The 26222-nt window shown below is 40.5% G+C and carries 22 protein-coding genes and 1 pseudogene; 19 read left to right on the top strand and 4 right to left on the bottom strand.

All coding sequences use genetic code 11. The features are described from left to right. Positions 1 to 78: 78 nt before the first annotated feature. Positions 79 to 387: pseudogene (locus SSAL8618_RS10990) on the bottom strand (hypothetical protein); the annotation flags it as partial. Between the two features lie 149 nt (positions 388 to 536). Here SSAL8618_RS10990 and cls (SSAL8618_RS06375) point away from each other — a divergent pair. The 8 genes from cls (SSAL8618_RS06375) to smc all read left to right on the top strand — a co-directional run bounded on the left by cls (SSAL8618_RS06375) (position 537) and on the right by smc (position 11962). Next, positions 537 to 2087 (top strand): cardiolipin synthase, encoded by a 1551-nt coding sequence (cls, locus tag SSAL8618_RS06375; protein ID WP_171963658.1) that lies wholly within the window; start codon positions 537 to 539, stop codon positions 2085 to 2087. Positions 2088 to 2167: 80 nt separating this feature from the next. Continuing rightward, positions 2168 to 2680 (top strand): GNAT family N-acetyltransferase, encoded by a 513-nt coding sequence (locus tag SSAL8618_RS06370; RefSeq protein ID WP_002885332.1) that lies wholly within the window; start codon positions 2168 to 2170, stop codon positions 2678 to 2680. A 129-nt stretch (positions 2681 to 2809) separates the two neighbouring features. Then, on the top strand, positions 2810 to 4384 hold the full coding sequence (cls, locus tag SSAL8618_RS06365; RefSeq protein ID WP_038676223.1) for a cardiolipin synthase: 1575 nt from the start codon (positions 2810 to 2812) through the stop codon (positions 4382 to 4384). A gap of 15 nt (positions 4385 to 4399) precedes the next feature. Next, a complete protein-coding gene (locus SSAL8618_RS06360) occupies positions 4400 to 5053 on the top strand; it encodes a DNA alkylation repair protein (RefSeq protein WP_038676220.1) in 654 nt (217 codons plus the stop codon). Between the two features lie 294 nt (positions 5054 to 5347). Then, positions 5348 to 6424, top strand: a complete 1077-nt coding sequence (locus SSAL8618_RS06355) for an aspartate-semialdehyde dehydrogenase (protein ID WP_003093217.1) — start codon at positions 5348 to 5350, stop codon at positions 6422 to 6424. A 219-nt stretch (positions 6425 to 6643) separates the two neighbouring features. After that, the gene (gene dapA / locus SSAL8618_RS06350; protein ID WP_038676217.1) at positions 6644 to 7579 is read left to right on the top strand and encodes a 4-hydroxy-tetrahydrodipicolinate synthase; all 936 of its coding nucleotides are present in this window, start codon (positions 6644 to 6646) and stop codon (positions 7577 to 7579) included. A gap of 157 nt (positions 7580 to 7736) precedes the next feature. Next, a complete protein-coding gene (rnc, locus tag SSAL8618_RS06345; RefSeq protein WP_038676215.1) occupies positions 7737 to 8426 on the top strand; it encodes a ribonuclease III in 690 nt (229 codons plus the stop codon). A 2-nt stretch (positions 8427 to 8428) separates the two neighbouring features. Next, complete coding sequence (gene smc, locus SSAL8618_RS06340; protein WP_038676214.1) at positions 8429 to 11962, top strand: chromosome segregation protein SMC; 3534 nt, start codon at positions 8429 to 8431, stop codon at positions 11960 to 11962. A 391-nt stretch (positions 11963 to 12353) separates the two neighbouring features. Here the strand turns inward: smc and SSAL8618_RS06335 are convergent, their stop codons facing one another. After that, the gene (locus SSAL8618_RS06335) at positions 12354 to 12899 is read right to left on the bottom strand and encodes a DUF3278 domain-containing protein (RefSeq protein WP_038676212.1); all 546 of its coding nucleotides are present in this window, start codon (positions 12897 to 12899) and stop codon (positions 12354 to 12356) included. A 26-nt stretch (positions 12900 to 12925) separates the two neighbouring features. After that, positions 12926 to 13123: a helix-turn-helix transcriptional regulator gene (locus SSAL8618_RS06330; protein WP_037611417.1), complete on the bottom strand. Its 198-nt coding sequence runs from the start codon at positions 13121 to 13123 to the stop codon at positions 12926 to 12928. Between the two features lie 439 nt (positions 13124 to 13562). Between SSAL8618_RS06330 and pheS the strand changes: the two genes are divergently transcribed. The 5 genes from pheS (at position 13563) to SSAL8618_RS06305 (ending at position 18845) form a co-directional block, all read left to right on the top strand. Continuing rightward, positions 13563 to 14606, top strand: coding sequence for a phenylalanine--tRNA ligase subunit alpha (gene pheS, locus SSAL8618_RS06325; RefSeq protein ID WP_004182138.1), 1044 nt, complete (start codon positions 13563 to 13565; stop codon positions 14604 to 14606). A gap of 16 nt (positions 14607 to 14622) precedes the next feature. Then, entirely contained in the window at positions 14623 to 15141 is a 519-nt protein-coding gene (locus SSAL8618_RS06320; RefSeq protein ID WP_038676209.1) for a GNAT family N-acetyltransferase, read from the top strand. 216 nt (positions 15142 to 15357) lie between these two features. Then, on the top strand, positions 15358 to 17766 hold the full coding sequence (pheT, locus tag SSAL8618_RS06315; protein WP_038676207.1) for a phenylalanine--tRNA ligase subunit beta: 2409 nt from the start codon (positions 15358 to 15360) through the stop codon (positions 17764 to 17766). A 67-nt stretch (positions 17767 to 17833) separates the two neighbouring features. Beyond that, entirely contained in the window at positions 17834 to 18415 is a 582-nt protein-coding gene (locus tag SSAL8618_RS06310) for a hypothetical protein (RefSeq protein WP_022496467.1), read from the top strand. Positions 18416 to 18506: 91 nt separating this feature from the next. Beyond that, positions 18507 to 18845, top strand: coding sequence for an ATP cone domain-containing protein (locus tag SSAL8618_RS06305; protein ID WP_002891184.1), 339 nt, complete (start codon positions 18507 to 18509; stop codon positions 18843 to 18845). A gap of 41 nt (positions 18846 to 18886) precedes the next feature. Here SSAL8618_RS06305 and SSAL8618_RS06300 read toward each other — a convergent pair whose 3' ends face one another. Beyond that, positions 18887 to 20152 carry an aminotransferase-like domain-containing protein gene (locus tag SSAL8618_RS06300; protein ID WP_038676205.1) on the bottom strand — a complete coding sequence of 422 codons (1266 nt, stop codon included), beginning with the start codon at positions 20150 to 20152 and terminating at the stop codon, positions 18887 to 18889. Between the two features lie 159 nt (positions 20153 to 20311). On the opposite strand from SSAL8618_RS06300, the gene SSAL8618_RS06295 reads away from it, so the two are divergent. From SSAL8618_RS06295 to nox, 6 genes are all read left to right on the top strand, one after another. Next, positions 20312 to 20842, top strand: coding sequence for a DUF5067 domain-containing protein (locus SSAL8618_RS06295; RefSeq protein ID WP_022496466.1), 531 nt, complete (start codon positions 20312 to 20314; stop codon positions 20840 to 20842). A 137-nt stretch (positions 20843 to 20979) separates the two neighbouring features. Beyond that, positions 20980 to 21489, top strand: a complete 510-nt coding sequence (locus SSAL8618_RS06290) for an ECF transporter S component (protein WP_004182063.1) — start codon at positions 20980 to 20982, stop codon at positions 21487 to 21489. Further along, on the top strand, positions 21490 to 22347 hold the full coding sequence (locus SSAL8618_RS06285; RefSeq protein WP_004182033.1) for a pyridoxamine kinase: 858 nt from the start codon (positions 21490 to 21492) through the stop codon (positions 22345 to 22347). Next, a complete protein-coding gene (locus SSAL8618_RS06280; RefSeq protein WP_004182018.1) occupies positions 22337 to 22867 on the top strand; it encodes an ECF transporter S component in 531 nt (176 codons plus the stop codon). Before SSAL8618_RS06285 ends, SSAL8618_RS06280 begins: the two co-directional genes overlap by 11 nt. A 138-nt stretch (positions 22868 to 23005) precedes the next feature. Then, positions 23006 to 24544, top strand: coding sequence for an ABC-F family ATP-binding cassette domain-containing protein (locus SSAL8618_RS06275; protein ID WP_004182134.1), 1539 nt, complete (start codon positions 23006 to 23008; stop codon positions 24542 to 24544). Positions 24545 to 24832: 288 nt separating this feature from the next. After that, on the top strand, positions 24833 to 26206 hold the full coding sequence (nox, locus tag SSAL8618_RS06270) for a H2O-forming NADH oxidase (RefSeq protein WP_038676203.1): 1374 nt from the start codon (positions 24833 to 24835) through the stop codon (positions 26204 to 26206). The last annotated feature ends 16 nt before the right edge of the window (positions 26207 to 26222 follow it).

Here is a 26222-nt window from a genome sequence, read left to right as displayed (position 1 = left end):
GGGGAGATTAGATAACACCCAGCTAGTTATAATTTTTAGTTGATTAACTAGAGACGTTTAAGAACCTAAATTGTCAAATTAAGTTAGACTTTTCAAGTAACTCAGAAAAACTTGGTAGGGTGATTGATAATTCAATGATTTCCTAGGAATTCTATTTCTTGAGAGTGGGACAGAAATCGGTAATTCGTTAGAATTCGATTTCGTCGTCCCACCTCCGCACAGTTGAGTAGGGCTGTAAAAGCTGATGAAATCAGCGTAGTAGAGCCCACTCAACCACTGCGTCTTTCTCGACAATCCAAAGACAAATTGAGAGGCTAGGACTTTTGTCCCAGCCTCATAATTTTGAGAAACATTCGTAAAATCCATTTGTTTCGGTAATCCATTTCGTCCTATATGTTAGTTCCTTTCAGATAAATGTGGTGTTTATCTGAGACTAGCCTAGATGGCTTTTTCTGTCTAGCTTAATTTTACAAATTTGGTTATAATAAGATTAATTAAAAAGGGAAAGGAGTCATGCTATCAAAAACGAAGCTAAAATTGAACGTCTTTATGATAAGAGTCGTCGCGGCTTTCTTCGTGGAATCTTTAGTCGTGCTACGATTATCTTCTTGATCATCTTACTGCAGCTTGTTGTTGTGGCCATGTCTTACCTCTGGTTGCATCAATATAGGATACACCTGCAAGTTACAGAAGTAGTCCTTCGTATTCTGGCCATTATTTATCTCTTTCAAAGTGATATGGAATCAACAGCCGTCAATACTTGGCTCCTGATAGTCTTGCCTTTTCCAATTATCGGAACCTTGCTCTTGGCTTATACGAAACTTGATATAGGTTACACAGGGATGAAGCGTGCTATTCAGAGCAATATTGACCGCAGTTCTGGTATTCTGAAACAAGATAATCAGGCCCTCGAAGAGCTTAAACAGCGTCACACCAGCAACTATAACTTGGTCCAATATCTTGAAAATGTGAACGGTTCCTTTCCAGTTTATCGTCACACGAAGACGACCTATTTCCCAAGTGGTGAAGCCAAGTTTGAGGAAATGAAGAAACAGCTCCTTAAAGCAGAGAAGTACATTTTCTTGGAATATTTCATCATTGGTGAAGGTGAAATGTGGGGTGAAATCCTAGCAATCTTGAAACAAAAGGTTCAAGAAGGGGTGGAAGTTCGAGTCCTGTATGACGGTATGAATGAATTTTCAACTTTGAGTTTTGACTATAAGAAACGATTGGAAAAAATTGGCATTCAATCTCGAGTTTTTGCCTCGGTAACCCCTTTCCTGTCAACCTATTACAATTACCGTGACCATAGAAAAATCTTGCTGATTGATGGTAAGGTTGCTTTCACAGGCGGGGTTAATTTAGCTGACGAGTATATCAACAAGATTGAGCGTTTCGGTCATTGGAAAGATACTGCCTTGATGCTGGAGGGCCCAGCGGTTGATACTTTTTTAGTTCTCTTTCTTCAGATGTGGACCTATTCTAACGAAACCTTAGATGTTACGCCGTATATGGTTGAACATAAGGTCTTTGATACCCCTGGCTTTGTTGTTCCTTATGGAGATATTCCATTGGACAAGGATAAAGTTGGTGAGAATGTCTATATTGACATCCTTAACCATGCGCGTGATTTTGTTCACATCATGACGCCTTATCTTATTTTAGATGGTGAGTTACTACATGCTTTGAAATTTGCGGCCGAGCGTGGGGTAGACGTCAGTATCATCATGCCTGGTATTCCTGATAAAAAGTCAGCTTACTACCTCGCTAAGACTTACTACCCAACACTTTTGGCATCCGGCGTAAAAATCTATGAGTACACTCCTGGATTTGTTCATGCAAAGGTATTTGTGAGTGACAATAGTAGGGCTGTTGTCGGAACGATTAATTTGGATTACCGCAGTCTTTATCACCACTTTGAGTGTGCGACCTATCTTTACAGGACGTCATCAGTGGTTGGTATTGAGGAAGATTTCCAAGCGACAATGGCCAAGTGTCATCGAGTCAGCATGACTGATGTTAAAAATCGACCATTTCACCAGAAGTGCTTGGGCTTATTGACCAGATTAGTTGCGCCATTGATGTAGTGACAAGACTTGTTATAAGAGGGTTGAGCCCTCTTTTTTTATAGTTTAAAATAAAGATAATGAAGTCGAAGGAGAAAATGATGTTAACCATTCGTCCAGCCAGCTTGTCAGATGCACAAGCTATCCAGGCCATCTATACACCCTATGTCGAGAAGACAGCTTTTACCTTTGAATATGAGGTTCCCAGTGTTCAAGAGTTTGAAAAACGCATTTGCAAGACGCTTGAAAAATACCCCTATTTAGTAGCGGAAGAGAATGGCCAAGTGCTAGGCTATGCTTATGCCTCAACCTATTATGCTCGTACAGCCTATGATTGGACCACTGAATTGTCTATTTATGTAGCCAAAGAGGCGCGTGGACAAGGGATTGGATCGGCCCTTTATACGGCCTTAGAAGAGGAGTTGCAAGCACGAGGCTACTTACGCTTTCTGGCTTGTATCGCTGTTCCGAACGAAGCGAGCATTTCCATGCATGAAAAGCGGGGCTATGTTCAAGTGGCTCATTTCCCAAAGATTGGCTATAAGTTTAACAAATGGCATGATATCGTCTGGATGCAAAAGACCATAGATGGCCCTGTCAGGAAAATACAGTAGAAACCACGCCAATTCTAAATTGCAATAGCTAATTATTCCTGCCTTTTTCATAGGCTAAAACGATACTAATAAAATTACTGAAGGAGACCGGAAAGTTGTAATGGTCTCCCCTACACGAAAGGAGCCTATATGACTCAAGAACAAAGTGCTAGACTGTTACCCCAAAAGCCCTCCAGATGGGGCAAAATTCTACTTAACCGAAAGGTTCCCATCCTCCTGTTCTTCTTACTGGAATTGGCCTTTCTTGTCTTTTCATATCTCAGCCTACAAGAGCATTTCCCATCCATTATCTTATGGGAACACTTGTTGAGTGTCTTTACCTTCTTTTACTTGCTCAATCGTTCCATGGATTCTCGTTCCAAACTGTCCTGGATGATTATCATTGCCCTCTTTCCAATTTTTGGGACGGCTCTGCTTTACTTTTCACTGGCTGATTTGGGTGTCAGACGCTTGAAGAAACGGCTTGAGGATGCTACAGTGCAGGCATCCGACCATTTAAGCACCAATCCAGAAGTTGCTGATTATTTATCCCAAAGTGATCGCCAATTACAGAAATTAGCTTATTTTTTGGAGCATAGTCCAGCACAGTTTCCTATCTACAGAAACACAGAGGTTACCTATTTTCCACTTGGAGATGACATGCTTCCAGCCTTGTTGGAGGATTTGAAAAAGGCGGAGAGTTATATCTTCATGGAATATTTCATCATTGACGAAGGAATCATGTGGGGCGAGATTTTAACAATTTTAGAGGAGAAGGCCAAGGCAGGTCTGGACGTTCGTGTCATGTTTGATGGGATGAATGAGATGACTACCTTGTCCTACGATTATATTGAGCGACTACACAAGGTTGGCATTAAAGCCCAGGCCTTCTCACCAGTCAAACCCGTTCTATCAACCTATTACAATTACCGAGACCATCGAAAGATTACAGTGATTGATGGTCAAGTTGCTTATACTGGTGGCGTTAATATCGCTGACGAGTATGTTAATAAACGAGAACGCTTTGGTCATTGGAAGGACACAGCCCTTCGTTTAGATGGTTCAGCAGTTCAAACGCTAAAAGCTCTCTTTTTGACCATGTGGACAGTGACTGGAATAGAGGATAAAACGGATGTGGAGTACTATCTACAAGAAAAACCTCAACAAAGAAAGAGTCAAGGCTTTGTACTCCCTTATGGCAATTCACCGCTGACCTACCACAAGGTTGCCGAAAATGTTTATTTACATCTTCTAAATACATCAACTAATTATGTCTATATCATGACGCCTTATCTGATTTTGGATGACGAATTGGTTCGAGCCATGACCTTTGCGGCCAGACGAGGTGTTGATGTTCGTATCATTATGCCAGGAATTCCGGATAAACAGTATGCCTTTGATATTGCGACTACCTATTTTAAAGCCCTCTTGGAGGCTGGCGTCCGTATTTTCCGTTATACCCCAGGCTTTGTCCATGCAAAAGTTTATGTTTCTGATGCCAAACAAGCTGTGGTAGGCACTATTAACACAGACTACCGAAGCCTCTATCAAAATTTTGAAGATGGTATTTATCTTTATAAAAATCTGGAAGTGATTAAGATTGAACAAGATTTTGAGAAAACCCAGGCTCTCTCAGAGGAAGTTACTCTGGAAAGTTTGTCGAAAATGCCTATGGCTCATCGTCTAGGTGGCTATCTCTTTTCTCTGATTGGACCATTGATGTAAAAAAGAAGAAATCATATGGATACAAACATTCTTTTGAAATTGTTAGAAGACCAAGCTGATTCAACGAAAGTCCCAGCAATGGAAGCTTATATGAAAAATAAATTCAGCTTTCTTGGCGTTCAAAAACCAATTCTCAAAAAGATTGAAAGAGAGTTTTTTAAGCCTTTCATAAAAAATCCAATTGATTGGACTTTTGTGGAAGAGTGTTGGCAGCAACCTTACCGTGAGTTTCAATATATTGCTATGGATTATCTGGATAAAAAGAAGAAGGAGCTTAGACCTGAAGATTTTCCAAAGCTAAAGGAATTGGCTCAAACCAAATCATGGTGGGACAGTATAGATCAATTGGACCTTATCATCGGAGAGGTTACTTTTCACTATCCAGAAACCAAGAATATCATGCGCCAATGGAGTCTTGATGAGGATTTTTGGTTGAGACGTATTGCCATTGACCACCAGCTTATGCGTAAAGATTTGACAGATACTGCTCTCCTAGCAGAGGTTATCTGTAACAACTTTGGGCAGACAGAGTTTTTCATTAATAAGGCTATCGGTTGGAGTTTGCGCAATTACTCAAAGGTAAATCCTGATTGGGTTCGGGCTTTTATTGATCAACATGCTAGTCAAATGGCATCTCTTAGCATTCGTGAGGCAAGTAAGTATTTATAGAAATCAAGAGCTTGACTCTGTCGTTCAATATGCTAGAATAGAAACATGCGATGAGTCGATTGGCTCTTTGGAGCCTTTTGCGCTGAGGAGGTCTACATTAGATTGTAACGCAGGAGCGGACCTTGAGTAGTTGTGTGAACCTGCTACTCTCATCGAAAGATGCCTCCTATCCCTTACCATTTGGTAGGGGCTTTTCTTTATTCTTGGCCTTTTAACCCTTTTCAACTGGGCTTAAACGTAGTATAATAGATTCACTAAACTAAATTGATAGAAAATTCCGAAAGAGGTTTTACTATGGGATACACAGTTGCTGTTGTCGGTGCTACAGGTGCCGTCGGTGCTCAAATGATTAAAATGTTGGAAGAATCAACACTTCCAATCGATAACATTCGCTACCTTGCGTCTGCTCGTTCTGCAGGCAAAGTCTTGCAATTTAAAGGCCAAGACGTGACCATCGAAGAAACGACTGAAGACGCATTTGAAGGTGTAGATATTGCACTTTTCTCAGCTGGTGGATCTACCTCTGCTAAATATGCACCATACGCCGTTAAAGCTGGTGCAGTAGTCGTTGATAATACATCATACTTCCGTCAAAACCCAGATGTACCATTGGTTGTACCTGAGGTCAATGCACATGCGCTTGATGCTCACAACGGTATTATTGCTTGCCCTAACTGTTCAACTATTCAAATGATGGTTGCCCTTGAGCCAGTTCGTCAAAAATGGGGCCTGGACCGTATCATCGTGTCAACTTACCAAGCCGTATCAGGTGCTGGTATGGGAGCAATCCTTGAAACACAACGTGAGTTGAAAGAAGTTTTGAATGATGGCGTTAACCCACGTGATGTCAAAGCTGAAATCTTGCCATGTGGTGGTGATAAGAAACACTATCCAATCGCCTTTAACGCCTTGGCTCAAATCGACGTCTTCACTGAAAATGACTACACTTACGAAGAAATGAAGATGACAAACGAAACTAAGAAAATCATGGAAGACGATAGCATTGCTGTATCAGCAACATGTGTGCGTATTCCAGTCTTGTCAGCTCACTCAGAGTCAGTCTACATTGAAACAAAAGAAGTGGCACCAATTGACGAAGTGAAAGCTGCTATTGCAGAATTCCCAGGTGCAGTCCTTGAAGACGACGTTGCTAACCAAGTCTACCCACAAGCCGTTAATGCTGTAGGTTCACGTGATACATTCGTCGGACGTATCCGTAAAGACTTGGATGCTGAAAAAGGTATCCACATGTGGGTTGTTTCAGATAACCTCCTTAAAGGTGCCGCTTGGAACTCAGTCCAAATCGCAGAAACACTTCACGAACGTGGTTTGGTTCGCTCAACTTCAGAATTGAAATTTGAATTGAAATAGGGAGCGAAACAGAAATCAGTAAGGATTTAGTGTTGTACTTGAATACTAAAATCATGCTGAATCCTATAAAGCAGAGAGACTTCTCTCTGTTTTTTGTTTATTGGCCATCAATTGAAACAGTCAGTCCTCATGTTTTCAGAAAATTGTCAACTTATCTGTCTGTCTGGTCAAAATTATGGTAAAATGGAAAGGATTAGAAAACGGTTGAAGGAGAATATTATGTCAATTGATCAATTAAGAGATGTCAAACTGATCACAGCCCTTATTACACCTTTCCACGAAGATGGATCAATCAATTATGATGTCCTTCCAGAATTGATTGAGCATCTTTTGGCTCACCATACAGAAGCTCTTCTTTTGGCGGGAACAACGGCTGAAAGTCCAACACTTACTCACGATGAGGAGTTGGAACTCTTTGCGGCTGTTCAGAAAATTGTTAATGGACGTGTGCCATTGATTGCTGGTGTCGGTACCAACGATACACGCGACTCAATCGAGTTTGCTAAAGAAGTTGCCAAATTTGGTGGTTTCGCAGCTGGTCTTGCTATCGTGCCTTACTACAACAAGCCATCACAAGAAGGTATGTACCAACACTTCAAAGCCATTGCGGATGCTTCTGATTTGCCAATTATCATCTACAACATCCCTGGTCGTGTGGTTGTTGAAATGGCTCCTGATACCATGCTTCGTTTGGCTGAACATCCAAATATCATTGGTGTTAAAGAATGTACCAGCCTTGCTAATATGGCCTACCTTATCGAGCACAAACCTGAAGATTTCTTGGTTTATACCGGTGAAGATGGGGATGCCTTCCACGCTATGAACCTTGGTGCTAACGGTGTCATCTCAGTAGCCTCTCATACAAACGGTGATGAGATGCATGCCATGCTTGAAGCTATTGAAAATAGTGACCTCAAGACAGCAGCAGCTATCCAACGTAAATTCATTCCTAAAGTTAACGCTCTCTTCTCAGTACCAAGCCCTGCACCTGTTAAGGCTGTTCTTAACCATCTTGGTTTCGAAGTTGGACCACTTCGTTTGCCATTGGTTGCATGTACTTCAGAAGAAGCCAAGCGTATCATCAAGGTTGTCCTTGAAGAAGATGTCGAAGCAACACGTGAGACAGTTACAGGTGTTGTTCGTCCAGATTATTAAGAAAATGAAGTTGAGCAGCTTGCTCAGCTTTTTTTAGTCGAATAGGTTAAATCTCACAAAAATCAGGGATATAGGCTCTAAAAGCAGTTTTCTATCATGAAAATTTGCTTTTTTTGATATAATTAGAGTTAGTGTGCTTAAAAAGAAAGGAAGTTTTATGAATCAACTTGAACAAAAACTTGAGCAGGATTTTGGTATTGTTTTTAGCCAAAAAGAGCTCTTAGAAACAGCATTTACCCATACCTCATATGCCAATGAGCACCGCCTCCTAAACATTTCACATAATGAACGTTTGGAATTTTTAGGAGACGCGGCTCTGCAATTAGTCATTTCTGTTTATCTTTACAAACGCTACCCTAACAAGCCAGAGGGGGAAATGTCTAAGATGCGCAGTACTATCGTTCGTGAAGAGAGCTTGGCAGGTTTTACCAAGGCCTGTGGTTTCGAGCAGTATATCCGTCTTGGTAAAGGGGAAGAAAAATCTGGTGGACGTGAACGTGCCACTATCCTTGGTGACCTCTGGGAGGCCTTCCTCGGTGCTCTTTATTTGGATCAAGGTTTGCCTGCAGTTGAGAAATTCTTGAATCAGGTCATGATTCCTCAGGTTGAAAAGGGGAACTTTGACCGCGTAACAGACTATAAGACAGCCTTGCAAGAGCGTCTTCAGGTCAATGGTACGGTTGATATTACTTATACCGTTATTGATGAGTCTGGACCAGCTCATGCCAAAGAATTTACTATGCAGGTAGCTGTTGATGGTAAGGAGCTCAGCACAGGTCTTGGAAAATCTAAGAAATTAGCTGAACAGGCAGCGGCTAAGGCTGCCCTTGAACAACTAGGAAATTAAGCATGTATTTGAAATCAATTGAAATGCAGGGCTTTAAATCCTTTGCGGACAAGACGCAAGTCGTCTTTGACAAGGGAGTGACAGCCGTTGTAGGTCCAAATGGATCGGGAAAATCAAATATTACAGAAAGTCTACGCTGGGCATTGGGTGAATCATCTGCCAAGAGTTTGCGTGGAGGCAAGATGCCTGACGTTATTTTTGCAGGGACAGAGGTTCGTAAGGCTCTCAACTATGCGGAAGTGGCAGTCACTCTTGATAACAGTGATGGCTTTATCGCGGGTGCTGGTGAAACCATTCGTGTGGAGCGTCACATTTATCGAAACGGTGACAATGATTACTTGATTGATGGTCGTAAGGTTCGTCTGCGTGATATTCATGACCTCTTTATGGATACAGGCCTGGGGCGTGATTCTTTTTCCATTATTTCCCAAGGTCGTGTTGAGGCTATTTTTAATGCCAAACCTGAAGAACGCCGCGCTATTTTCGAAGAAGCAGCAGGGGTTCTCAAATATAAGACACGTAAGAAAGAAACGGAAAGCAAGCTTAATCAAACTCAGGATAATCTTGATCGTTTGGAAGATATCATCTACGAGCTGGACGGTCAGGTTAAACCGCTTGAAAAGCAAGCTGCGACTGCCAAACGTTACTTGGAATTAGATGAAGAGCGTAGACAGACTCAGCTTAACCTTTTGGTCCACGATATTGAAGTTGGTAAATCTGAGTTGAGCCAGACCCAAGAGGATTTGGCAGCGGTCAAGGAAAAATTAACCAGCTATTATGAGGAACGTCATCGTCTAGAGACTGAGAACCAGGAGCTCAAACAGAAACGACATCAAATTTCAGAACAAATTTCTTCTGACCAACAAACCTTGGTGGATGTCACACGTCTTATTAGTGACTTTGAGCGTCAAATTGATCTTTATACTATGGAGAGTCAGCAGCGTTCAGAGAAAAAAGAAGAAACTGAAGCTCGTCTCAGTGAGTTAGAGCATTTGAAAGAAGAAGCTCAGACAGCACTCAATAAGGTTAATCAAGGCCAAGTTGAATTGAATGCTGAGTTGGATAGCCTTGCCCAGGAGCTGATTGCTATTCAAAAAGAACTAGAGCAATTTTCTGATGACCCAGATACGCTTATTGAACGTTTACGTGAGGACTATGTTGGTCTGATGCAGGAGGAAGCCAAGGTTTCTAACAGTTTGACTCAGGTCACTCACGACATGGACAGTCAGACACAAGCATTAGAAGCTCAAGCTGAAGAATATAAACAAGCTCAGGCAGATTTGCTTTCCGCTCAGGAAGTGGCTAGCGAAACCCAAAAAGCTTATCAAGCAGCCAAAGAGAGTCTTCAAAGCCTCTTAGCTAGCTACAAAGAAAAGGCCCAGGCTTATCAGGCTCTTGATAAGGACTATCAAGAGGCTCAAAAGCAGATGTTTGACCTCATGGATCACCTTAAGAGTAAAGATGCTCGTCGTCAAAGTTTAGAGTCTATCCAAAAAAATCATAGTAATTTCTATGCAGGGGTTAAGGCTGTCCTTCAAAATGCCCAATCCATTCAAGGAATTATTGGTGCAGTTAGTGAACACTTGACCTTTGATACGCGCTATCAGACGGCTCTTGAAATCGCAATGGGAGCTAGTGGGCAAAATATTATTGTGGAGGACGAAGCGGCTGCTAAGCGTTCGATTGACTACTTGAAGCGCAATCGTCAGGGTCGTGCGACATTCTTGCCGTTGACCACTATTAAACCACGTCAACTTAACGGACAATTTGCCCAAAGTCTAGCCAATGCACCTGGCTTTATTGGTATGGCTTCCGATTTGGTTACCTATGAGGACCGCTTATCTAACATTTTCCAAAACCTCCTAGGGGTAACGGCAATCTTTGATACCATTGACAATGCTAATAAGGCAGCTCGAGCGGTTCGTTTCCAAGTTCGTATGGTTACTCTTGACGGGTCTGAGATTCGTCCCGGTGGTGCCTTCGCTGGTGGTACCAACAAACAAAACAATAATCTCTTTATCAAGCCTGAACTGGATGCATTAACTACTGAAATTAACCAGATTAAGGCTCAATTAAGTGATAGTGAAGCTAAAGTTGAAGCCCTCAAGATCAAACGTAAGGCTCTACAGAAAGAGTTAGAAGACCTTAAGGTAGATGGTGAAAATGCTCGTCTTCAGGAGCAAAAACTAGACTTAGAACACCAACAAGCCTTGTCAGAGGTGGAGAAAAATCAAACCCTAGTGGATAGTTTCAAACAGGATTCTCAGGGAACTGATGGAGCAAATCTTCAAGACAAGGCTGAACAACTTAAAGCAGAGTTAGCACAAATTGCATCCAAGCGTGAGGTCATTAACGACCGTATTGAAGCTATTAAGGAAGACAAAGATGCACTTGGCCAACAAAAACAGGTTCTCTTAGACAAGCAATCTGAACTTCAGTTGAAGGAACGTGATTTGCAAGCAGAATTGCGTTTTGCTAAGACAGAGAGCAATCGTCTTCAAGCCGACTTGTCTGAGTTAATGAAGGAATCGGATAGTCTTAAAGCGCTCCTTAATAATCAGGTCAATGATGACCAAACTGACCGCCTTCCGCATTTGCAAGCACAGCATAAAGAAGCTGTCCAACGTAAGGACGATTTGGAGCAAGCTCTTGTCCGTGCCAAGATTCAGGTGCAAGATTACGAAGGTCAGTTGGAAGACTTGGAGGAGCGTTTGGCTAAAGCTGGCAATCGTAACGAGGACTTGATTCGTCAGCAGACTCGCTTGGAAGAACGTGAAAGTCAGATTAGTCAATCGCTTCGTAAGTTTGCGACTCAGTTGGCTGAAGATTATCAGATGACACTTGAAGTCGCCAAAGGTCAGGCTAGTCCTCTTGACAATGTCGAACAAACACGCCAGAATTTGCAAGGTCTTGAGCGTTCGATTAAAGCTTTGGGTCCGGTCAATGTAGATGCTATTGCCCAGTTTGAAGAGGTTAAGCAACGTCTTGATTTCTTGAACGGACAAAAGGATGATTTGCTCGAAGCTAAGAGCCTCCTTCTGAATACCATAAATGACATGGATGATGAAGTGAAATCACGCTTTAAAGCAACCTTTGAGGCTATCCGAGAAAGCTTTAAACAGACCTTTACCCAGATGTTTGGTGGAGGTTCAGCAGACTTGATTTTGACCTCAGACAATCTCCTAGAGGCTGGGGTAGAAATTTCTGTGCAGCCACCAGGTAAGAAAATTCAATCGCTTAACCTTATGTCTGGTGGTGAGAAGGCCTTGTCAGCTCTGGCCCTTCTCTTTGCCATCATTCGTGTTAAAACCATTCCATTTGTTATCCTAGACGAAGTAGAAGCGGCTTTGGATGAAGCCAATGTTAAACGCTTCGGTGACTACCTTAATCGTTTTGACAAGTCTAGTCAATTTATTGTAGTTACCCATCGTAAGGGAACGATGTCTGCAGCAGACTCTATTTATGGGGTAACTATGCAGGAATCAGGTGTCTCGAAAATCGTTTCGGTCAAACTAAAAGACCTTGATTTAGACTAAAAATAGATTATATTTTCATGAAAGATAGTTGATAGCTTTATCACTATCTTTTTTCATAGTCTCAAAAAATTTGTAAGGACTTTCAGAAAATAATTAAGTTTGCGCTTTCAAAATTACGCAATCGATTGCGTAAAATGGCATAACAAGGGCTATGATTAGGATTTTAGGGTTTATGAGAGAGAGGGTGACTTGTCATTTTGCACTGACATGTTACAATATTTAAGGAAATGTCATATGGGGATATGGTGTTTTTTGAAGTTAGTTATAGTGTATGTGTTAAGATACGATTTTCTGGACACATTTAGGCTTCGCGTATACAAGTCTAAGAAGTCTTCTTTCAAGCAAAAAATCCAGGCTGGGAAACCTGGATTTTTTCTTTGTCTTTTTGAGTTTATTGGTCATCTTTATCAGCTTGAGATTTGGCTTGTTTGATACGAGCATTTACAAAGCGTTGCATGATAGCCCCAAAAAGGATAGCCTCAAAAATGCCTGACAGGATATTTCGGACTGAGAATAATTCTGTCAAATAGTCTTTATGATTAACTAGTAATTGAATCAGGGGCATGCCTAAGAACATAAAAACGCCAAAGAATAAACCTGACTTAAGCCCCACGTGCTTAAGTTGTTTTTTCTCTTTCTCAGTCAGTTCTTCCTCGTCAATAGCGTTAACAGCACTCATCTTAAACTTATAAGTAAGGATGCTACTAACTACCAGAATGATAATCAAAAGTAGAACAGGATAAATACGAGCCACAAGTTCGGGATACTTAGAGCTTAGAAGAAAGGCAATACAATTACCAAAAATTAAAATATAGAAGAGAACAACGAAAGCCATGTTACCCATTCGATCAACCTGTTGGCGCTTTTGTTCATCTAAAGGTCCAGTAATACCGTAAAAACGTTTGATTAGTTTATCAGTGAAAGTTTCTTTAACCATAATTTACCTCTTTCTATCTTATATTTCTATTCGCAATTTCCATCCCAAAAGAGACTGTTAAGATCAGTATCTAGTGCTTTAGCTAGATTAAGACAGAGCTCAAGTGTTGGGTTATACTTGTTATTCTCAATCATGTTAATGGTCTGTCGGGAAACACCAATAGACTTTGCAAGTTCTAATTGCGAAAGCCCTAAATTCTTTCTAAATTCCCTGACATGATTCATAATGGGCCTCCTTCTGAAAGACAAGCTAATGTGTTGCTGTAAGTCGCAATTTATCAATTATGTCAACTATATCTGACATAATTGTAGCAAATTTATATAGGTATGTCAATTATCTTAGACATATTTTCCATTTTGGCATTAACTAAAGGATTCTTTGTCAGCTCTTGAAAGCTTTTTGTTTTTTTGGTAAAATTGATAGTAATTGAATAGAAGTCGTAGAGACTAGTAACCTTATGGAAATTGACAGGGATTGGAGGTCATGGACTGGAAGCCTCCTCAAGGGAAGTTCGGCGAATTCACTCATGAAAACGACTGACGAATCAAGGTCTGGGTAACCAGATAAAAAACGGATGGTACCGCGTGTCAACGCTCCGGGTTGGAGTTTTGGCATGTGGTTTTTTGTTTGCGATTCGAAATTGTTACATCAGAAAGGAATCTCATGGATTTACAAACACAATTGCAAGAGTTGAAAACATCAACGCAGGCTAAATTGGCTGAAATGCGTGGTGAACACTCTAAAGAATTACAAGAATTGCGTGTTGCAGTTTTGGGTAAAAAAGGCTCTTTGACGGATCTTTTGAAGGGGCTTAAAGACCTTCCTAATGAAGAACGCCCTAAAGTTGGTAAAATGGTCAACGAAGTTCGTGACGTTTTGACTGAAGCTTTTGACGAAGCCGCTAAAGTTGTTGAAGCTGCTAAAATTCAAGCACAACTTGACTCTGAAAGTCTTGACGTAACCCTTCCTGGACGCCAAGTCAAACTCGGTAATCGTCATATTCTTAGCCAAACAGCTGAAGAAATCGAAGACATTTTCTTGGGGATGGGCTTCCAAATCGTTGATGGTTTTGAAGTTGAGACTGACTATTATAACTTTGAACGTATGAACTTGCCTAAGGATCACCCAGCCCGTGACATGCAAGATACCTTCTATATTACGGAAGAAATTTTGCTTCGTACACACACAAGTCCTGTCCAAGCTCGTACACTTGATAAACACGATTTTTCTAAAGGTCCACTTAAGATGATCTCACCAGGACGTGTTTTCCGTCGTGATACAGATGATGCGACTCACAGTCACCAGTTCCACCAAATCGAAGGTTTGGTCGTTGGTAAAAACATCTCAATGGGTGATCTTAAGGGAACGCTTGAAATGATTATCCAAAAAATGTTTGGTGCAGAACGTCAAATCCGTTTGCGTCCATCTTACTTCCCATTCACTGAGCCTTCAGTTGAAGTTGACGTGTCATGCTTTAAGTGTGGTGGTAAAGGATGTAACGTATGTAAGAAGACAGGTTGGATCGAGATCCTCGGTGCTGGTATGGTTCACCCACAAGTGCTTGAGATGTCAGGCGTTGATTCTGAAGAATACTCAGGTTTCGCCTTCGGTCTTGGTCAAGAACGTATTGCCATGCTTCGTTATGGTATCAACGATATTCGTGGTTTCTACCAAGGGGATGTTCGCTTCTCAGAACAGTTTAAATAAGGTTTAGGAGGTTGTCATGTCAGTCGTTATTCGTAAGGTTCTTCCGGAAGAAGTAGCAGAATTAAAAGTTATCTCCGAAGATACCTTTAGAGAGACTTTTGCTCATGATAATACCGAAGCCCAGTTGCAAGGTTACTTTGACACTGCACTTTCTGAGGAAGTCCTCTTAGATGAAATCACTCATGAAGAATCGCGTTACTTTTTCATTCTCGTTGATGGTGAAAAGGCAGGTTTTCTAAAGACTAATGTAGGTTCTGCTCAAACAGAGCAGCATTTGGATAATGCCTTTGAAATTCAACGTATTTATATCAGTCAGGCCTTCCAAGGCATGGGCTTGGGTAAGCAACTTTTTGAATTCGCCCTACAAGAAGCTCGTGATCTAGGTTGTGATTGGGCCTGGTTGGGTGTTTGGGAAAGGAATTTCAAAGCACAGATATTTTACGATAAATATGGCTTCGAAAAGTTCGCAGAACACGATTTTCCAGTTGGTGATGGTAAAGTTGACCGCGACTGGTTGCTTAAATTAAAACTATAAACCTATTATTAAGTTGATAGAGAGGAGTTTAAAAGGCGATTAAACGTGTTAGTTCGTCTTCCTCTTATATCAGATATACATATTCCTAAATTACAGAAAGGATTTGAACCCGCCCTAAGCTCTGGGCAAAAAAGATAAAGTCGCCTAGGTGCTGATGCACCAACGTTGCCTTTCCTATTTTTGCGGAGAGCTATTAACGGGCTTGGTATCATAATTATGCTAGTTAGTTATAAATGGTTAAAAGAGTTGGTTGATGTGGATGTTACCACTGCTGAACTCGCTGAAAAAATGTCGACGACAGGTATTGAAGTGGAAGGTGTTGAGACACCTGCTGAGGGCTTGTCAAAATTGGTTGTTGGTCATGTCTTGTCATGTGAAGATGTGCCTGACACACACTTGCACTTGTGTCAAGTAGATACAGGAGATGCTGAAGGTCCACGTCAAATTGTTTGTGGTGCTCCAAATGTCACTGCTGGAATCAAGGTAATTGTTGCCATTCCTGGTGCCCGCATTGCGGACAACTACAAAATCAAAAAAGGTAAGATTCGCGGCATGGAATCACTCGGGATGATCTGTTCTTTGGCAGAGCTTGGACTTCCAGATAGCATTATTCCTAAGGAATTTGCGGATGGTATCCAAATTTTGCCAGAAGATGCCGTTCCTGGCGATAGCATTTTCCCATATCTTGACCTTGATGATGAAATCATCGAATTGTCAATCACACCTAACCGTGCGGATGCTCTATCTATGCGTGGTGTGGCACATGAAGTCGCTGCAATCTATGGAAAATCAGTTCACTTCCCTGAAAAAACGGTTACTGAAGACAGCAAGCCAGCTTCTGATAAGATTTCAGTAGCCATCGAAAGTGATAAAGTGGCTACTTATGCTAGTCGTGTGGTTGAGAATGTCACTGTTCAACCAAGTCCACAATGGTTGCAAAACCTTCTTATGAATGCTGGTATCCGTCCAATCAATAACGTGGTTGATGTGACAAACTATGTTCTTCTTTACTTTGGACAACCAATGCATGCCTTCGATTTGGATAAATTTGAAGATTCACGTATCGTTGCCCGTGATGCCCGTGATGGGGAAAAATTAGTCACTCTCGATGGTGAAGAACGTGAATTGACTGCTGAAGATATTGTTATTACAGTTGCTGACAAACCAGTTGCTCTCGCAGGTGTTATGGGTGGCGCTTCAACTGAAATTGACAACAATTCTAAAAATGTCGTTCTCGAAGCTGCTGTTTTTGATGGAAAATCAGTTCGTAAGACAAGTAGCCGTCTCAACCTTCGTTCAGAATCATCATCACGTTTTGAAAAAGGTATCAATAACGATACTGTCCTTGAAGCACTTGATTTTGCTGCAGCTATGTTGCAAGAATTGGCAAATGGAACGGTGCTTGCAGGCCATGTTCAAGCGGGATCTGTTGACACAGAGCCAGTTCAAGTTTCTACAAGCCTTGACTACGTGAATGTTCGCCTTGGTACAGAATTGACTTTTGCGGATATTGAAGATGTCTTTGCAAAACTTGGTTTCGGTTTGACAGGTGATGCAGATAAATTTACAGTTTCTGTACCACGTCGTCGTTGGGATATCAGCATCCAAGCAGACTTGGTTGAGGAAATCGCACGTATCTACGGCTATGAAAAATTGCCTACGACACTTCCAGAGGCAGCAGGAACAGCTGGTGAATTGACTGAAACACAAGCGCTTCGTCGCAAGGTTCGTACCATTGCTGAAGGTGCTGGATTGACTGAAATCATCTCATATGCTTTGACAACACCTGAAAAAGCTGTGGAATTTGCTGTGACACCTACTAACTTGACTGAGTTGATGTGGCCAATGACTGTTGACCGTTCAGCCCTCCGTCAGAACATGGTCTCTGGTATGCTTGATACTGTTGCTTACAATGTTAACCGTAAGAATAGTAACGTTGCTATTTACGAAATCGGTAAGGTCTTTGAACAAAATGGTAATCCAAAAGAGGAATTGCCAAATGAAATCAATACCTTTGCCTTCGCTATTTCAGGTCTTGTAGCTGAAAAAGACTTCCAAACCAAAGCAACACCAGTTGATTTCTTCTATGCCAAAGGGATTGTTGAAGCTCTCTTTGATAAACTTGAAGTTTCAGTTGACTATGTACCGACAAAAGATCTAGCAAGCATGCACCCAGGTCGTACAGCTGCTATTGTCCTTGATGGTCAAACGATTGGATTCCTTGGTCAAGTTCACCCACAAACTGCTAAAAACTACGGTATTCCAGAAACTTATGTGGCTGAAATTAACCTTAGTGCTGTAGAAGCAGCCTTGCAACCGGCTCAACCATTTGTTGAAATCACAAAATTCCCTGCAGTATCACGTGATATCGCCCTTCTTCTTAAGGCAGAAATCACACATCAAGAAGTTCTTGATGCTATCTACTCTGCAGGAGTCAAACGCTTGGTTGCTGTTAAACTCTTTGACGTTTACGCAGGTGAAAAACTTGGTACTGGTATGAAATCAATGGCTTATAGCCTTACCTTCCAAAATCCAAATGACAACCTTACAGATGAAGAAGTTGCCAAATACATGGAAAAAATCACCAAAGCCCTTACTGAGAAAGTCGAAGCAGAAGTACGTTAATAGTTAAAAATCCATCTGAGAAGATGGATTTTTAAGTGACTAGACTATATTACAAAAAGGAGTTAATTTGTTTTTAGAGTTTTTTGATGGGATATTAGGACATTACACTTTTGAATCTGATAAAGTCAATGTTCTGATTGATGGTTTACCCAGTTTTGCTTATCCCTTGGGTCAACTGACATTTTTAGTACTAGCCTATTGGTTATTTATTCATCGATACTTGAAAAAGTTTAAGAAAATGTCACCTCAGGATATTTGGGCTTGGCATAAAGAGACGTTCCGCAAAAGTAAATTATCTTTCATTGTCGTCCCAATAGTTTATCTGTTCGTTTTCGGAATGACCTATGTCTTAGTTGAAGATGTTTTGGCTACCGTCACTATTTACAAAGACTATAGAGGCCCTATAGCTAAAACCATTGATGGTCAAGTGGAAAAAATAGATATTAGTCATGTTGGGACAAAAACGAGTAGTGCTAGTATCAGTGCTCACTTTGTAAGCTCTGACGGGCAGACTTATGACATTCACCTGATAAACGGTGATAAGAGAATCGCTAATTATATGCGCCATCATAAGTCAGAGTCCTACACGGCAACCCTTTCCTTTGATAAAGATGGCAAACCAGTTTACATTTCTAAATTCTGGGAATAAGCAGTCTGGATAGCTCTTTCAGGGATTCGCACTTGACAAATATGTAAATTCTCTGCATAATAAAAGAAAAAGCCATGAAAAGAGGGTAGCCATGCAAATTATTAAACGTAATGGTCAAGTTGCTGAATTTGATCCTGATAAAATCTACCAAGCCATCTTAAAAGCAGCACAGACTGTGTATGTTCTTGATGATACTTGGCGCCAAAACCTTGCTCAAGTCACTAAAAAAGTAGTGCTTGATCTTCAAGATGCTCAGGTGGAACGCCCAACCATCAACATGATTCAGTCATTGGTTGAAAATCGTCTCATGGAAGCCGGATTTATCAATATTGCTGAACATTATATTTCATACCGTTTGCAACGTGATTTGGAACGTAACGGTTATGGAGATAAGGTAATCGTACATCTACGCTTTGAACAGACAAAATAAGAAAAAAGCCATCCAGCGATGGCTTTTTGTGTAGTCAATTTTTACTCAGTCTTTTTCAGGAGTTTCAGAAAGTAATTGAGTTCTTTCCCATGGCCTATCTGTAGATAGGTTTCAGAAGTAGGGCTGATAAAGGAGGATTCCAAAAAGCGAATCTGTTTTTTTGCCTTGAATTTTTCTAGAGAGAGTCCTTTAGGAAGCTGCCAGGTAATATGTCTAGGAGAAATCTGATAAGGAGTAGAAATCTTGGCATTCTCAATGCTTTCTCGACTTTTTTCCATAGTTTGCTGAAAGAGGTCCCGAAGTTTCTTAATATTTTTTTGAAACATGCCATTATCTAGATATACTGAAAGAGCCCTTTGCATGATAAGGTTGGTATCATAATCAATGAGTCCCTTATGGGCTAAGAAAGTTGCTTTGAGATTAGGTGGTAAGACGACACTACCTAGGCGCAGACCTGGAAAAAGGGCCATGGAAAATGATTTGATATAAATGACTCGATTCTGAGTGTCATAGTAGTGAATTGGTAGATTTTTGGTATCACTAAAGTCACCCATATAGTCGTCCTCGATAATATAAACATCGTACAGACTGGCCAGTTGTGCCAGCTTTTCTTTTTCTTTAGCGGTATAGCTTAGTCCAAGAGGGTTTGAGTAACGACTAATTGTATAAAAGAACTTAATCTGTCCAGACTTAAAGTGCTCTTCCAGTTTATCAAAATCCAGACCATCAAAATTACGCGTAATGGTTTCATAAGGTAAATTTTGGCGGTTGATTAGTTGGTTCATGCGGTGATAGGTAGGTTGCTCGATGAGAATTTTATATCCACCATTACCAAAATCTATTTGCGACAGAATGTAGAGGGCTTGTTGGCTTCCTGATGTAATGACAATCTGATCTGAATTGACGTAAATATCGTCAGCTGCAAGTCGGTTCTGTAAGGCTTTTACCAATTCTTTAAGTCCAGCTTGTTCATGGTAATAGTTAAAGAGGTAGTCCTGATGACCTGCTAAACTTTCATCGAGACAAAGCTTAAAATCTTCGTAGGCCAATTGATTGTAGTCGTTAAGGTTGAGGAGGGCTTTATCGTCTGTCTCGTTATACCCTTCGAGAACATAATAGCCACTTTTAGGAACGGCATAAATATAGTTCTGATATTTTAGGTCCAGGAGTGCTCTTTGTGCCGTATCCTTACTACAGACATAGGTCTGGCTAAGCTGTCGGATAGAAGGTAACTTACTTCCTTTTTCTAAGCTCCCATTTTTAATATCCTTAATAATAGACGCGACAATATCTTGGTAAACACTCATAACTGACCCCTCACAGATTTTTTATTATTGTACCCTACTTATCTTCTCTGAGCAAGTGAGCTAGGGGGATTTGACAAGATTATTAGATTTTGACATAATAAAAAGGTTGTAAGGTAAAACTAAATTCCCCTTTCAAACAAGTTTAAGGAGATTATAAGAATGACTTTAAAGAAAATCTTAGGACTTCTCGCTCTTGCTTGCTTAACAATCATCGGTTTGTCAGCTTGCACACCTGAGAAGGAACCTACTTGGACCTACGATAAAAACAAAATGCTATTTACGGGACAAGATGCTAGCGTACAAGTTCTTTCTGCAAATAAAATCGAATCACCTGAAGGTCAAAAAGCTGTACGCGTTCACTATAAACTTAGCAACTCAAGTAAAGAAACAATGAATGCCTACACTCTTTTGATGAAAGTTGTCCTTGATGTGAAACAAGAAAAGGAAGAAGTAAAGGTTGCTACAATGGTCTTTTCTCAGGATGATGACCGAGATAAGATGGCTAATAAGACCAAGATTGCACCTAAGGAAGTCAAAGAAGTCGTTGTTGACTATGCCGTTGAAGACTTTGATCATGATTTGGTTATTGATTTCTCAGACTACGGTACAGAAGCGAATGCGACTGCTAAACTTTCACTCCAAAATCTTGAGAAGGCACCTGTAAAATATTTTGATAAGAAAGCTCAATAAGATTTATCACCACATACTTGTGTGGTGTTTTTTGTTGTCTAAAATCTGTACCCGGACAGTAGCTAAAATACTATCTTGTTTAATCGTCAGAATTTTCATAAACTTAGACTATATTTATTTATCAAGGAGTTTTAGGTATGTCAGCAAAACGTTTAACCCTCTCTGCTTTTTTCATGGCACTTGTGATTATTTTGAGTTCTAGTCTCTTATCCATCCCTGTACCGGGTGGTCATTTCTATTTTAATGGGATTGTTATTTTCCTAGTTGGTTTAATTTTCCCACCTACAGAAGCAGTGATTATTGCAGGTATAGGTTCCTTCATCGGAGATTTTCTCTTTTACCCTCTTCCTATGTGGGTAACTCTAGTGACCCATAGCCTTCAAGTTCTTGCTATTGCACTTGTCGTTGGTGGTCGTTTAGGTAAATTGAGTAAATCTAGGGCTGCTCTTGGTCTCTTGCTCGGGGCTATTATTGATTTAGTTGGTTATGGTTTGGGAAGAGCCTTTATCTATGGAACACCAGCAGTTGCTATTATGAAAATTCCTTTTGATGTAATTGCTGCGATAATTGGTTTGGGCTTGGCCTATTATATTTATTTCCATACCGGATTTGTTAAACAGTTTAAAAAAGTTTGGGACGAAAAATAGATGGCTACAGTGATTGTTGCTAATGACCTTGTTGGGGTGGGTAAGGTTGCTTTGACTAGTAGCCTCCCTATCATGTCAGCCTGTCAAACTGAAGTCCTTCCTTTACCAACAGTTCTTTTATCTTCGCATACAGGGGAGTTTGAGAATATCTATATGCGGGATCTTACGGATGACCTGAAGGGATTCTATAAGCAGTGGGAGCACTTGGATTTTACAGTAGATGGCTTAGTAAGTGGTTATTTTAAGTCAAGAGAAGAACTAAAAATTGTAGGTCAATTGGCTCGTGATAAACGGATAGCTCTCTTTGTTGACCCTATTATGGGTGACAATGGTCGTCTCTATCAAGGTTTTGATATGGAATATGTAGAAGCTATGAAAGATTTTTGTCAGCAGGCAGATGCTATCATTCCCAATCTGACAGAAGCCTCTTTGTTAACGGATTCTCCCTATCTAGAAGTAGGTTCCTATGATAAGGCCACTGTTGATAAGCTTCTGCGAGATTTGACTAAGCTTGGACCTCGGAAGGTTGTCTTAACAGGTATTTCATTCGAGGAAGGCAAAATTGGTTTGGCTTATTTTGATAAAGAGACCAATAAAACGACTTATCTTATGAGGAAAAGCTATAAGTCTCACTTTTATGGCAGTGGAGATCTTGTAACAGCTATCTTGGCATCAGGCTATTTTCATCATCTGAATTTACTAAAAGTAGCTAATCTTGCCTTAGATTTCATGGATCAGGTCTTGTCTTCAACCCTAGCTAGTGGTCGTCCTTTAAAATATGGTCTCTGCTATGAGCCCCATATCGGTTATTTATTTAGTGGTTTTAATGCCCTATTGGAGGAGAAAAATGAAAAGTGATAAAACACGTGAATTAGTTGAATTGAGTTTGTACGCAGCTCTAATTATTGTTAGTGTACAGTTCATTCGTATTCCTTTTGGACCTCAATTTGTCCATTTGGGAAATGCTCTGGTTGTGATTGCTGTGTTGATTTTCGGAGCTAGGAAAGGTGCGCTAGTCGCAACAGTGGGCCTAGGCTTATTTGATATTTTCAATGGTTATGCTGCTGAGGTTTGGATTACTATTTTAGAATCTTTGATTGTTTGTTTTGTTCTCTATCTTGTTTTTGAAAAGCTACTCAAATCAAATGACAAAATGATGAACATCATTATTGTTGGCGTGATAGCTGCAGTAACCAAAATTATTTTGAATTTTGTTAAGTATACGATTATTAATAGTGTCGTTGCGGCTTTACCACTAAATGCTGCCATGGCATTGGCACTTACTAAAATTGGTGGGACCTTTGGGACATCAGTAGTGACAATCATTGCAGTTCCGCTCCTGTATCCTGTCTTCAAACGTATTTTACAGAAACATTAAGGATTTAGCAGGTTTGTCCTGCTTTTTCTTTTTAATTTTCCAGAAGCAGAGGTCCATATTTTCACTAAAAAATGGTAAAATAGTAAAGTTAATGTCAAGAAAGGAAAGGGCTGAAAGCAGGTTTAGCCCAGATATACTATGTCTATTTTAGAAGTCAAAAATCTTAGTCACGGATTTGGTGACCGTGCTATTTTTGAAAATGTCTCATTCCGTTTGCTCAAAGGTGAGCATATCGGTCTTGTCGGTGCTAACGGTGAAGGAAAGTCAACCTTCATGTCTATCGTTACTGGAAAATTGCAACCAGATGAAGGTAAGGTAGAGTGGTCTAAGTATGTTACAGCGGGTTACTTGGATCAGCATGCAGTTCTTGAAAAGGGAATGACAGTTCGTGATGTCCTTCGTACGGCTTTTGATGAGCTTTTTAAAACTGAAGAACGCATCAACGAAATTTACATGTCTATGGCTGAAGAGGGTGCTGATGTTGATGCTCTGATGGAAGAAGTAGGAGAGCTTCAGGATCGCTTGGAAACGCGTGATTTCTATACATTAGATGCTAAGATTGATGAGGTTGCTCGTGCTCTTGGTGTCATGGATTTTGGTATGGACACAGATGTAACAGACCTTTCAGGTGGTCAACGTACCAAGATTCTCTTGGCCAAGTTGCTACTTGAAAAACCAGATATCTTGCTTCTCGACGAGCCAACCAACTATTTGGATGCAGAACACATTGCCTGGCTTAAACGTTACCTTCAGGAGTATGAAAATGCCTTTGTTCTTATTTCGCATGATATTCCGTTCCTAAACGATGTGATTAACATTGTCTATCATGTTGAAAATCAAGACTTGGTTCGCTATGCAGGTGATTATGATAATTTCCAATCTGTCTATGCTATGAAAAAGGCACAATTGGAAGCTGCCTATGAACGTCAGCAGAAAGAAATTGCAGACCTTCAGGATTTTGTTAACCGTAACAAGGCGCGTGTTGCTACGCGAAATATGGCCATGTCTCGTCAGAAGAAATTGGATAAGATGGAAATTATTGAATTGCAGGCTGAGAAGCCAAAACCTGAATTCCATTTCAAGGAAAGCCGTACACCTGGACGTTTTATTTTCCAAACCAAAGACCTCGTTATTGGTTACGACCGCCCTTTGACCAAGGCTCCTTTGAATCTAACCTTCGAACGTAATCAAAAAGTAGCTATCGTGGGTGCCAATGGTATCGGTAAGACTACTTTGCTTAAGAGCCTGCTTGGTATTATTCAACCACTAGAAGGAGAAGTTGAAACAGGTGACTTTATTGACCTAGGTTACTTCGAGCAAGAAGCAGAAGGGTCACGTCAGACGCCTCTTGAAGCGGTTTGGGATGCCTTCCCAGCCTTAAATCAAGCTGAGGTCCGTGCGGCTCTAGCCAAATGCGGATTAACCTCTAAGCATATTGAAAGCCAAATTCAAGTGCTTTCAGGTGGAGAACAGGCTAAAGTTCGCTTCTGTCTCCTTATGAATCGTGAAAATAATGTTCTTGTTCTGGATGAACCTACCAACCACTTGGATGTTGACGCCAAGGATGAATTGAAGCGTGCCCTTCAGGCCTTCAAGGGCAGTATCCTTATGGTATGTCACGAACCAGAATTTTATGAAGGTTGGACAGACGTTTGGGATTTTAATGAGTTAGTATAGAGATAAAAGAGTGTTGACATTCTCTAAAGAGAAAGTTACTCACTCTTTTTTTATATTTTAAAGCAAAGTAACTTTCTAGGATTTGGTAAGACAGTGATGGTGTTAAGAAAGGTAACCGTCATCATAAAGTGTTTTTCTACCTATTTTGACATGATCTACTTGGGTTTTGAGCATAGAAACTTAATTTGTTCAAAAAGTAACAAAGTCTGAGCATAAAAGGTGTAACCGTTTTCCGATTATGGTAGAATAAAATAGTAAACTATTATCAAAAGAAAGTTGGATAAACTTATGTCAAAAATCGTAGTTGTTGGTGCTAACCACGCTGGTACTTTTAGTATTAATACTATTCTCGATAATTACGGAGACCAAAATGAAGTAGTTGTTTTCGACCAAAACTCTAACATTTCATTCTTGGGTTGTGGTATGGCTCTTTGGATCGGTAATCAGATTTCTGGTTCAGACGGACTCTTCTATGCAACAAAAGAAGGTCTTGAAAGCAAAGGTGCTAAAGTTTACATGAACTCACCAGTTGAGTCAATTGACTTTGATGCTAAAACTGTCACAGCTCTTGTCGATGGTAAAGAGCATGTTGAATCATATGATAAATTGATTTTGGCTACTGGCTCACAACCAATCTTGCCTCCAATCGAAGGTGCTGAAATCAAAGAAGGTAGCCGTACTTTCGAAGCAACACTTGAAAATCTTCAATTTGTTAAACTTTTCCAAAACGCTCAAGAAGTTATTGATAAGTTGAACGACAAATCTCAAGATATCAAACGTGTAGCGGTTGTAGGTGCTGGTTACATTGGTGTTGAATTGGCTGAAGCTTTCCAACGTCATGGAAAAGAAGTTATCCTTATCGACGTTGTTGATACATGTTTGGCTGGTTATTATGACCATGATTTGACTGAACTTATGGCTAAAAATATGGAAAGCCACGGTATTAAATTGGCATTTGGTGAAACTGTTAAGGCAGTTGAAGGAGATACTAAAGTTGAACGTATCGTCACTGATAAAAATGCTTACGATGTCGACATGGTTGTCCTTGCAGTAGGTTTCCGTCCTAACACAGCTCTTGGTGCTGGTAAATTGGAAACATTCCGTAATGGCGCTTACCTTGTTAATAAGAAACAAGAAACATCAATCAAAGACGTTTATGCAGTTGGTGACTGTGCTACCGTTTATGACAATGCTCTTGAAGATGTGAACTACATTGCCTTGGCTTCAAACGCTGTTCGTTCAGGTATTGTCGGTGGTCATAATGCCGGTGGTGGCGATGTTGAATCAAACGGTGTTCAAGGATCAAATGGTATCTCAATCTATGGTTTGAACATGGTATCTACTGGTTTGACAGAAGAAAAAGCAAAACGCTTTGGCTTCAATCCAGCAGTAGTAGAATCAACAGATCTTCAAAAAGCTGCCTTCATGGAAGATGAAAATGAAGACGTTACAATCAAGATTGTTTATGACAAAGACACGCGTAAAATTCTTGGAGCTCAAATGGTATCACGTATGGATATCTCTATGGGAATCCACATGTTCTCATTAGCTATCCAAGAAGGAGTTACAATTGATCGTCTTCAATTGCTTGATTTGTTCTTCTTGCCACACTTTAACCAACCGCTTAGCTATATTGCTAAAGCAGCTATCTCAGCTAAATAATCTTAGACAGCTAATT

Origin of the sequence: Streptococcus salivarius (assembly GCF_000785515.1) — a bacterium.
Taxonomy (GTDB): Bacteria; Bacillota; Bacilli; order Lactobacillales; family Streptococcaceae; genus Streptococcus; species Streptococcus salivarius.
The sequence above is the reverse complement of the archived record's forward strand: the minus strand, read 5'-3'. Positions and strand labels throughout refer to the sequence as shown.

What these genes read in the sequence shown, in the direction of transcription:
- smc (WP_038676214.1), top strand. Translation starts at nt 8,429, where the DNA reads ATGTATTTGAAATCAATTGAAATGCAGGGCTTTAAATCCTTTGCGGAC.
- SSAL8618_RS06320 (WP_038676209.1), top strand. Translation starts at nt 14,623, where the DNA reads ATGTCAGTCGTTATTCGTAAGGTTCTTCCGGAAGAAGTAGCAGAATTA.
- SSAL8618_RS06370 (WP_002885332.1), top strand. Translation starts at nt 2,168, where the DNA reads ATGTTAACCATTCGTCCAGCCAGCTTGTCAGATGCACAAGCTATCCAG.
- rnc (WP_038676215.1), top strand. Translation starts at nt 7,737, where the DNA reads ATGAATCAACTTGAACAAAAACTTGAGCAGGATTTTGGTATTGTTTTT.
- SSAL8618_RS06285 (WP_004182033.1), top strand. Translation starts at nt 21,490, where the DNA reads ATGGCTACAGTGATTGTTGCTAATGACCTTGTTGGGGTGGGTAAGGTT.
- SSAL8618_RS06295 (WP_022496466.1), top strand. Translation starts at nt 20,312, where the DNA reads ATGACTTTAAAGAAAATCTTAGGACTTCTCGCTCTTGCTTGCTTAACA.
- SSAL8618_RS06290 (WP_004182063.1), top strand. Translation starts at nt 20,980, where the DNA reads ATGTCAGCAAAACGTTTAACCCTCTCTGCTTTTTTCATGGCACTTGTG.
- SSAL8618_RS06330 (WP_037611417.1), bottom strand. Translation starts at nt 13,123, where the DNA reads ATGAATCATGTCAGGGAATTTAGAAAGAATTTAGGGCTTTCGCAATTA.
- SSAL8618_RS06280 (WP_004182018.1), top strand. Translation starts at nt 22,337, where the DNA reads ATGAAAAGTGATAAAACACGTGAATTAGTTGAATTGAGTTTGTACGCA.
- pheS (WP_004182138.1), top strand. Translation starts at nt 13,563, where the DNA reads ATGGATTTACAAACACAATTGCAAGAGTTGAAAACATCAACGCAGGCT.
- dapA (WP_038676217.1), top strand. Translation starts at nt 6,644, where the DNA reads ATGTCAATTGATCAATTAAGAGATGTCAAACTGATCACAGCCCTTATT.
- cls (WP_038676223.1), top strand. Translation starts at nt 2,810, where the DNA reads ATGACTCAAGAACAAAGTGCTAGACTGTTACCCCAAAAGCCCTCCAGA.
- SSAL8618_RS06305 (WP_002891184.1), top strand. Translation starts at nt 18,507, where the DNA reads ATGCAAATTATTAAACGTAATGGTCAAGTTGCTGAATTTGATCCTGAT.
- SSAL8618_RS06335 (WP_038676212.1), bottom strand. Translation starts at nt 12,899, where the DNA reads ATGGTTAAAGAAACTTTCACTGATAAACTAATCAAACGTTTTTACGGT.
- nox (WP_038676203.1), top strand. Translation starts at nt 24,833, where the DNA reads ATGTCAAAAATCGTAGTTGTTGGTGCTAACCACGCTGGTACTTTTAGT.
- SSAL8618_RS06360 (WP_038676220.1), top strand. Translation starts at nt 4,400, where the DNA reads ATGGATACAAACATTCTTTTGAAATTGTTAGAAGACCAAGCTGATTCA.
- SSAL8618_RS06300 (WP_038676205.1), bottom strand. Translation starts at nt 20,152, where the DNA reads ATGAGTGTTTACCAAGATATTGTCGCGTCTATTATTAAGGATATTAAA.
- pheT (WP_038676207.1), top strand. Translation starts at nt 15,358, where the DNA reads ATGCTAGTTAGTTATAAATGGTTAAAAGAGTTGGTTGATGTGGATGTT.
- SSAL8618_RS06355 (WP_003093217.1), top strand. Translation starts at nt 5,348, where the DNA reads ATGGGATACACAGTTGCTGTTGTCGGTGCTACAGGTGCCGTCGGTGCT.
- SSAL8618_RS06275 (WP_004182134.1), top strand. Translation starts at nt 23,006, where the DNA reads ATGTCTATTTTAGAAGTCAAAAATCTTAGTCACGGATTTGGTGACCGT.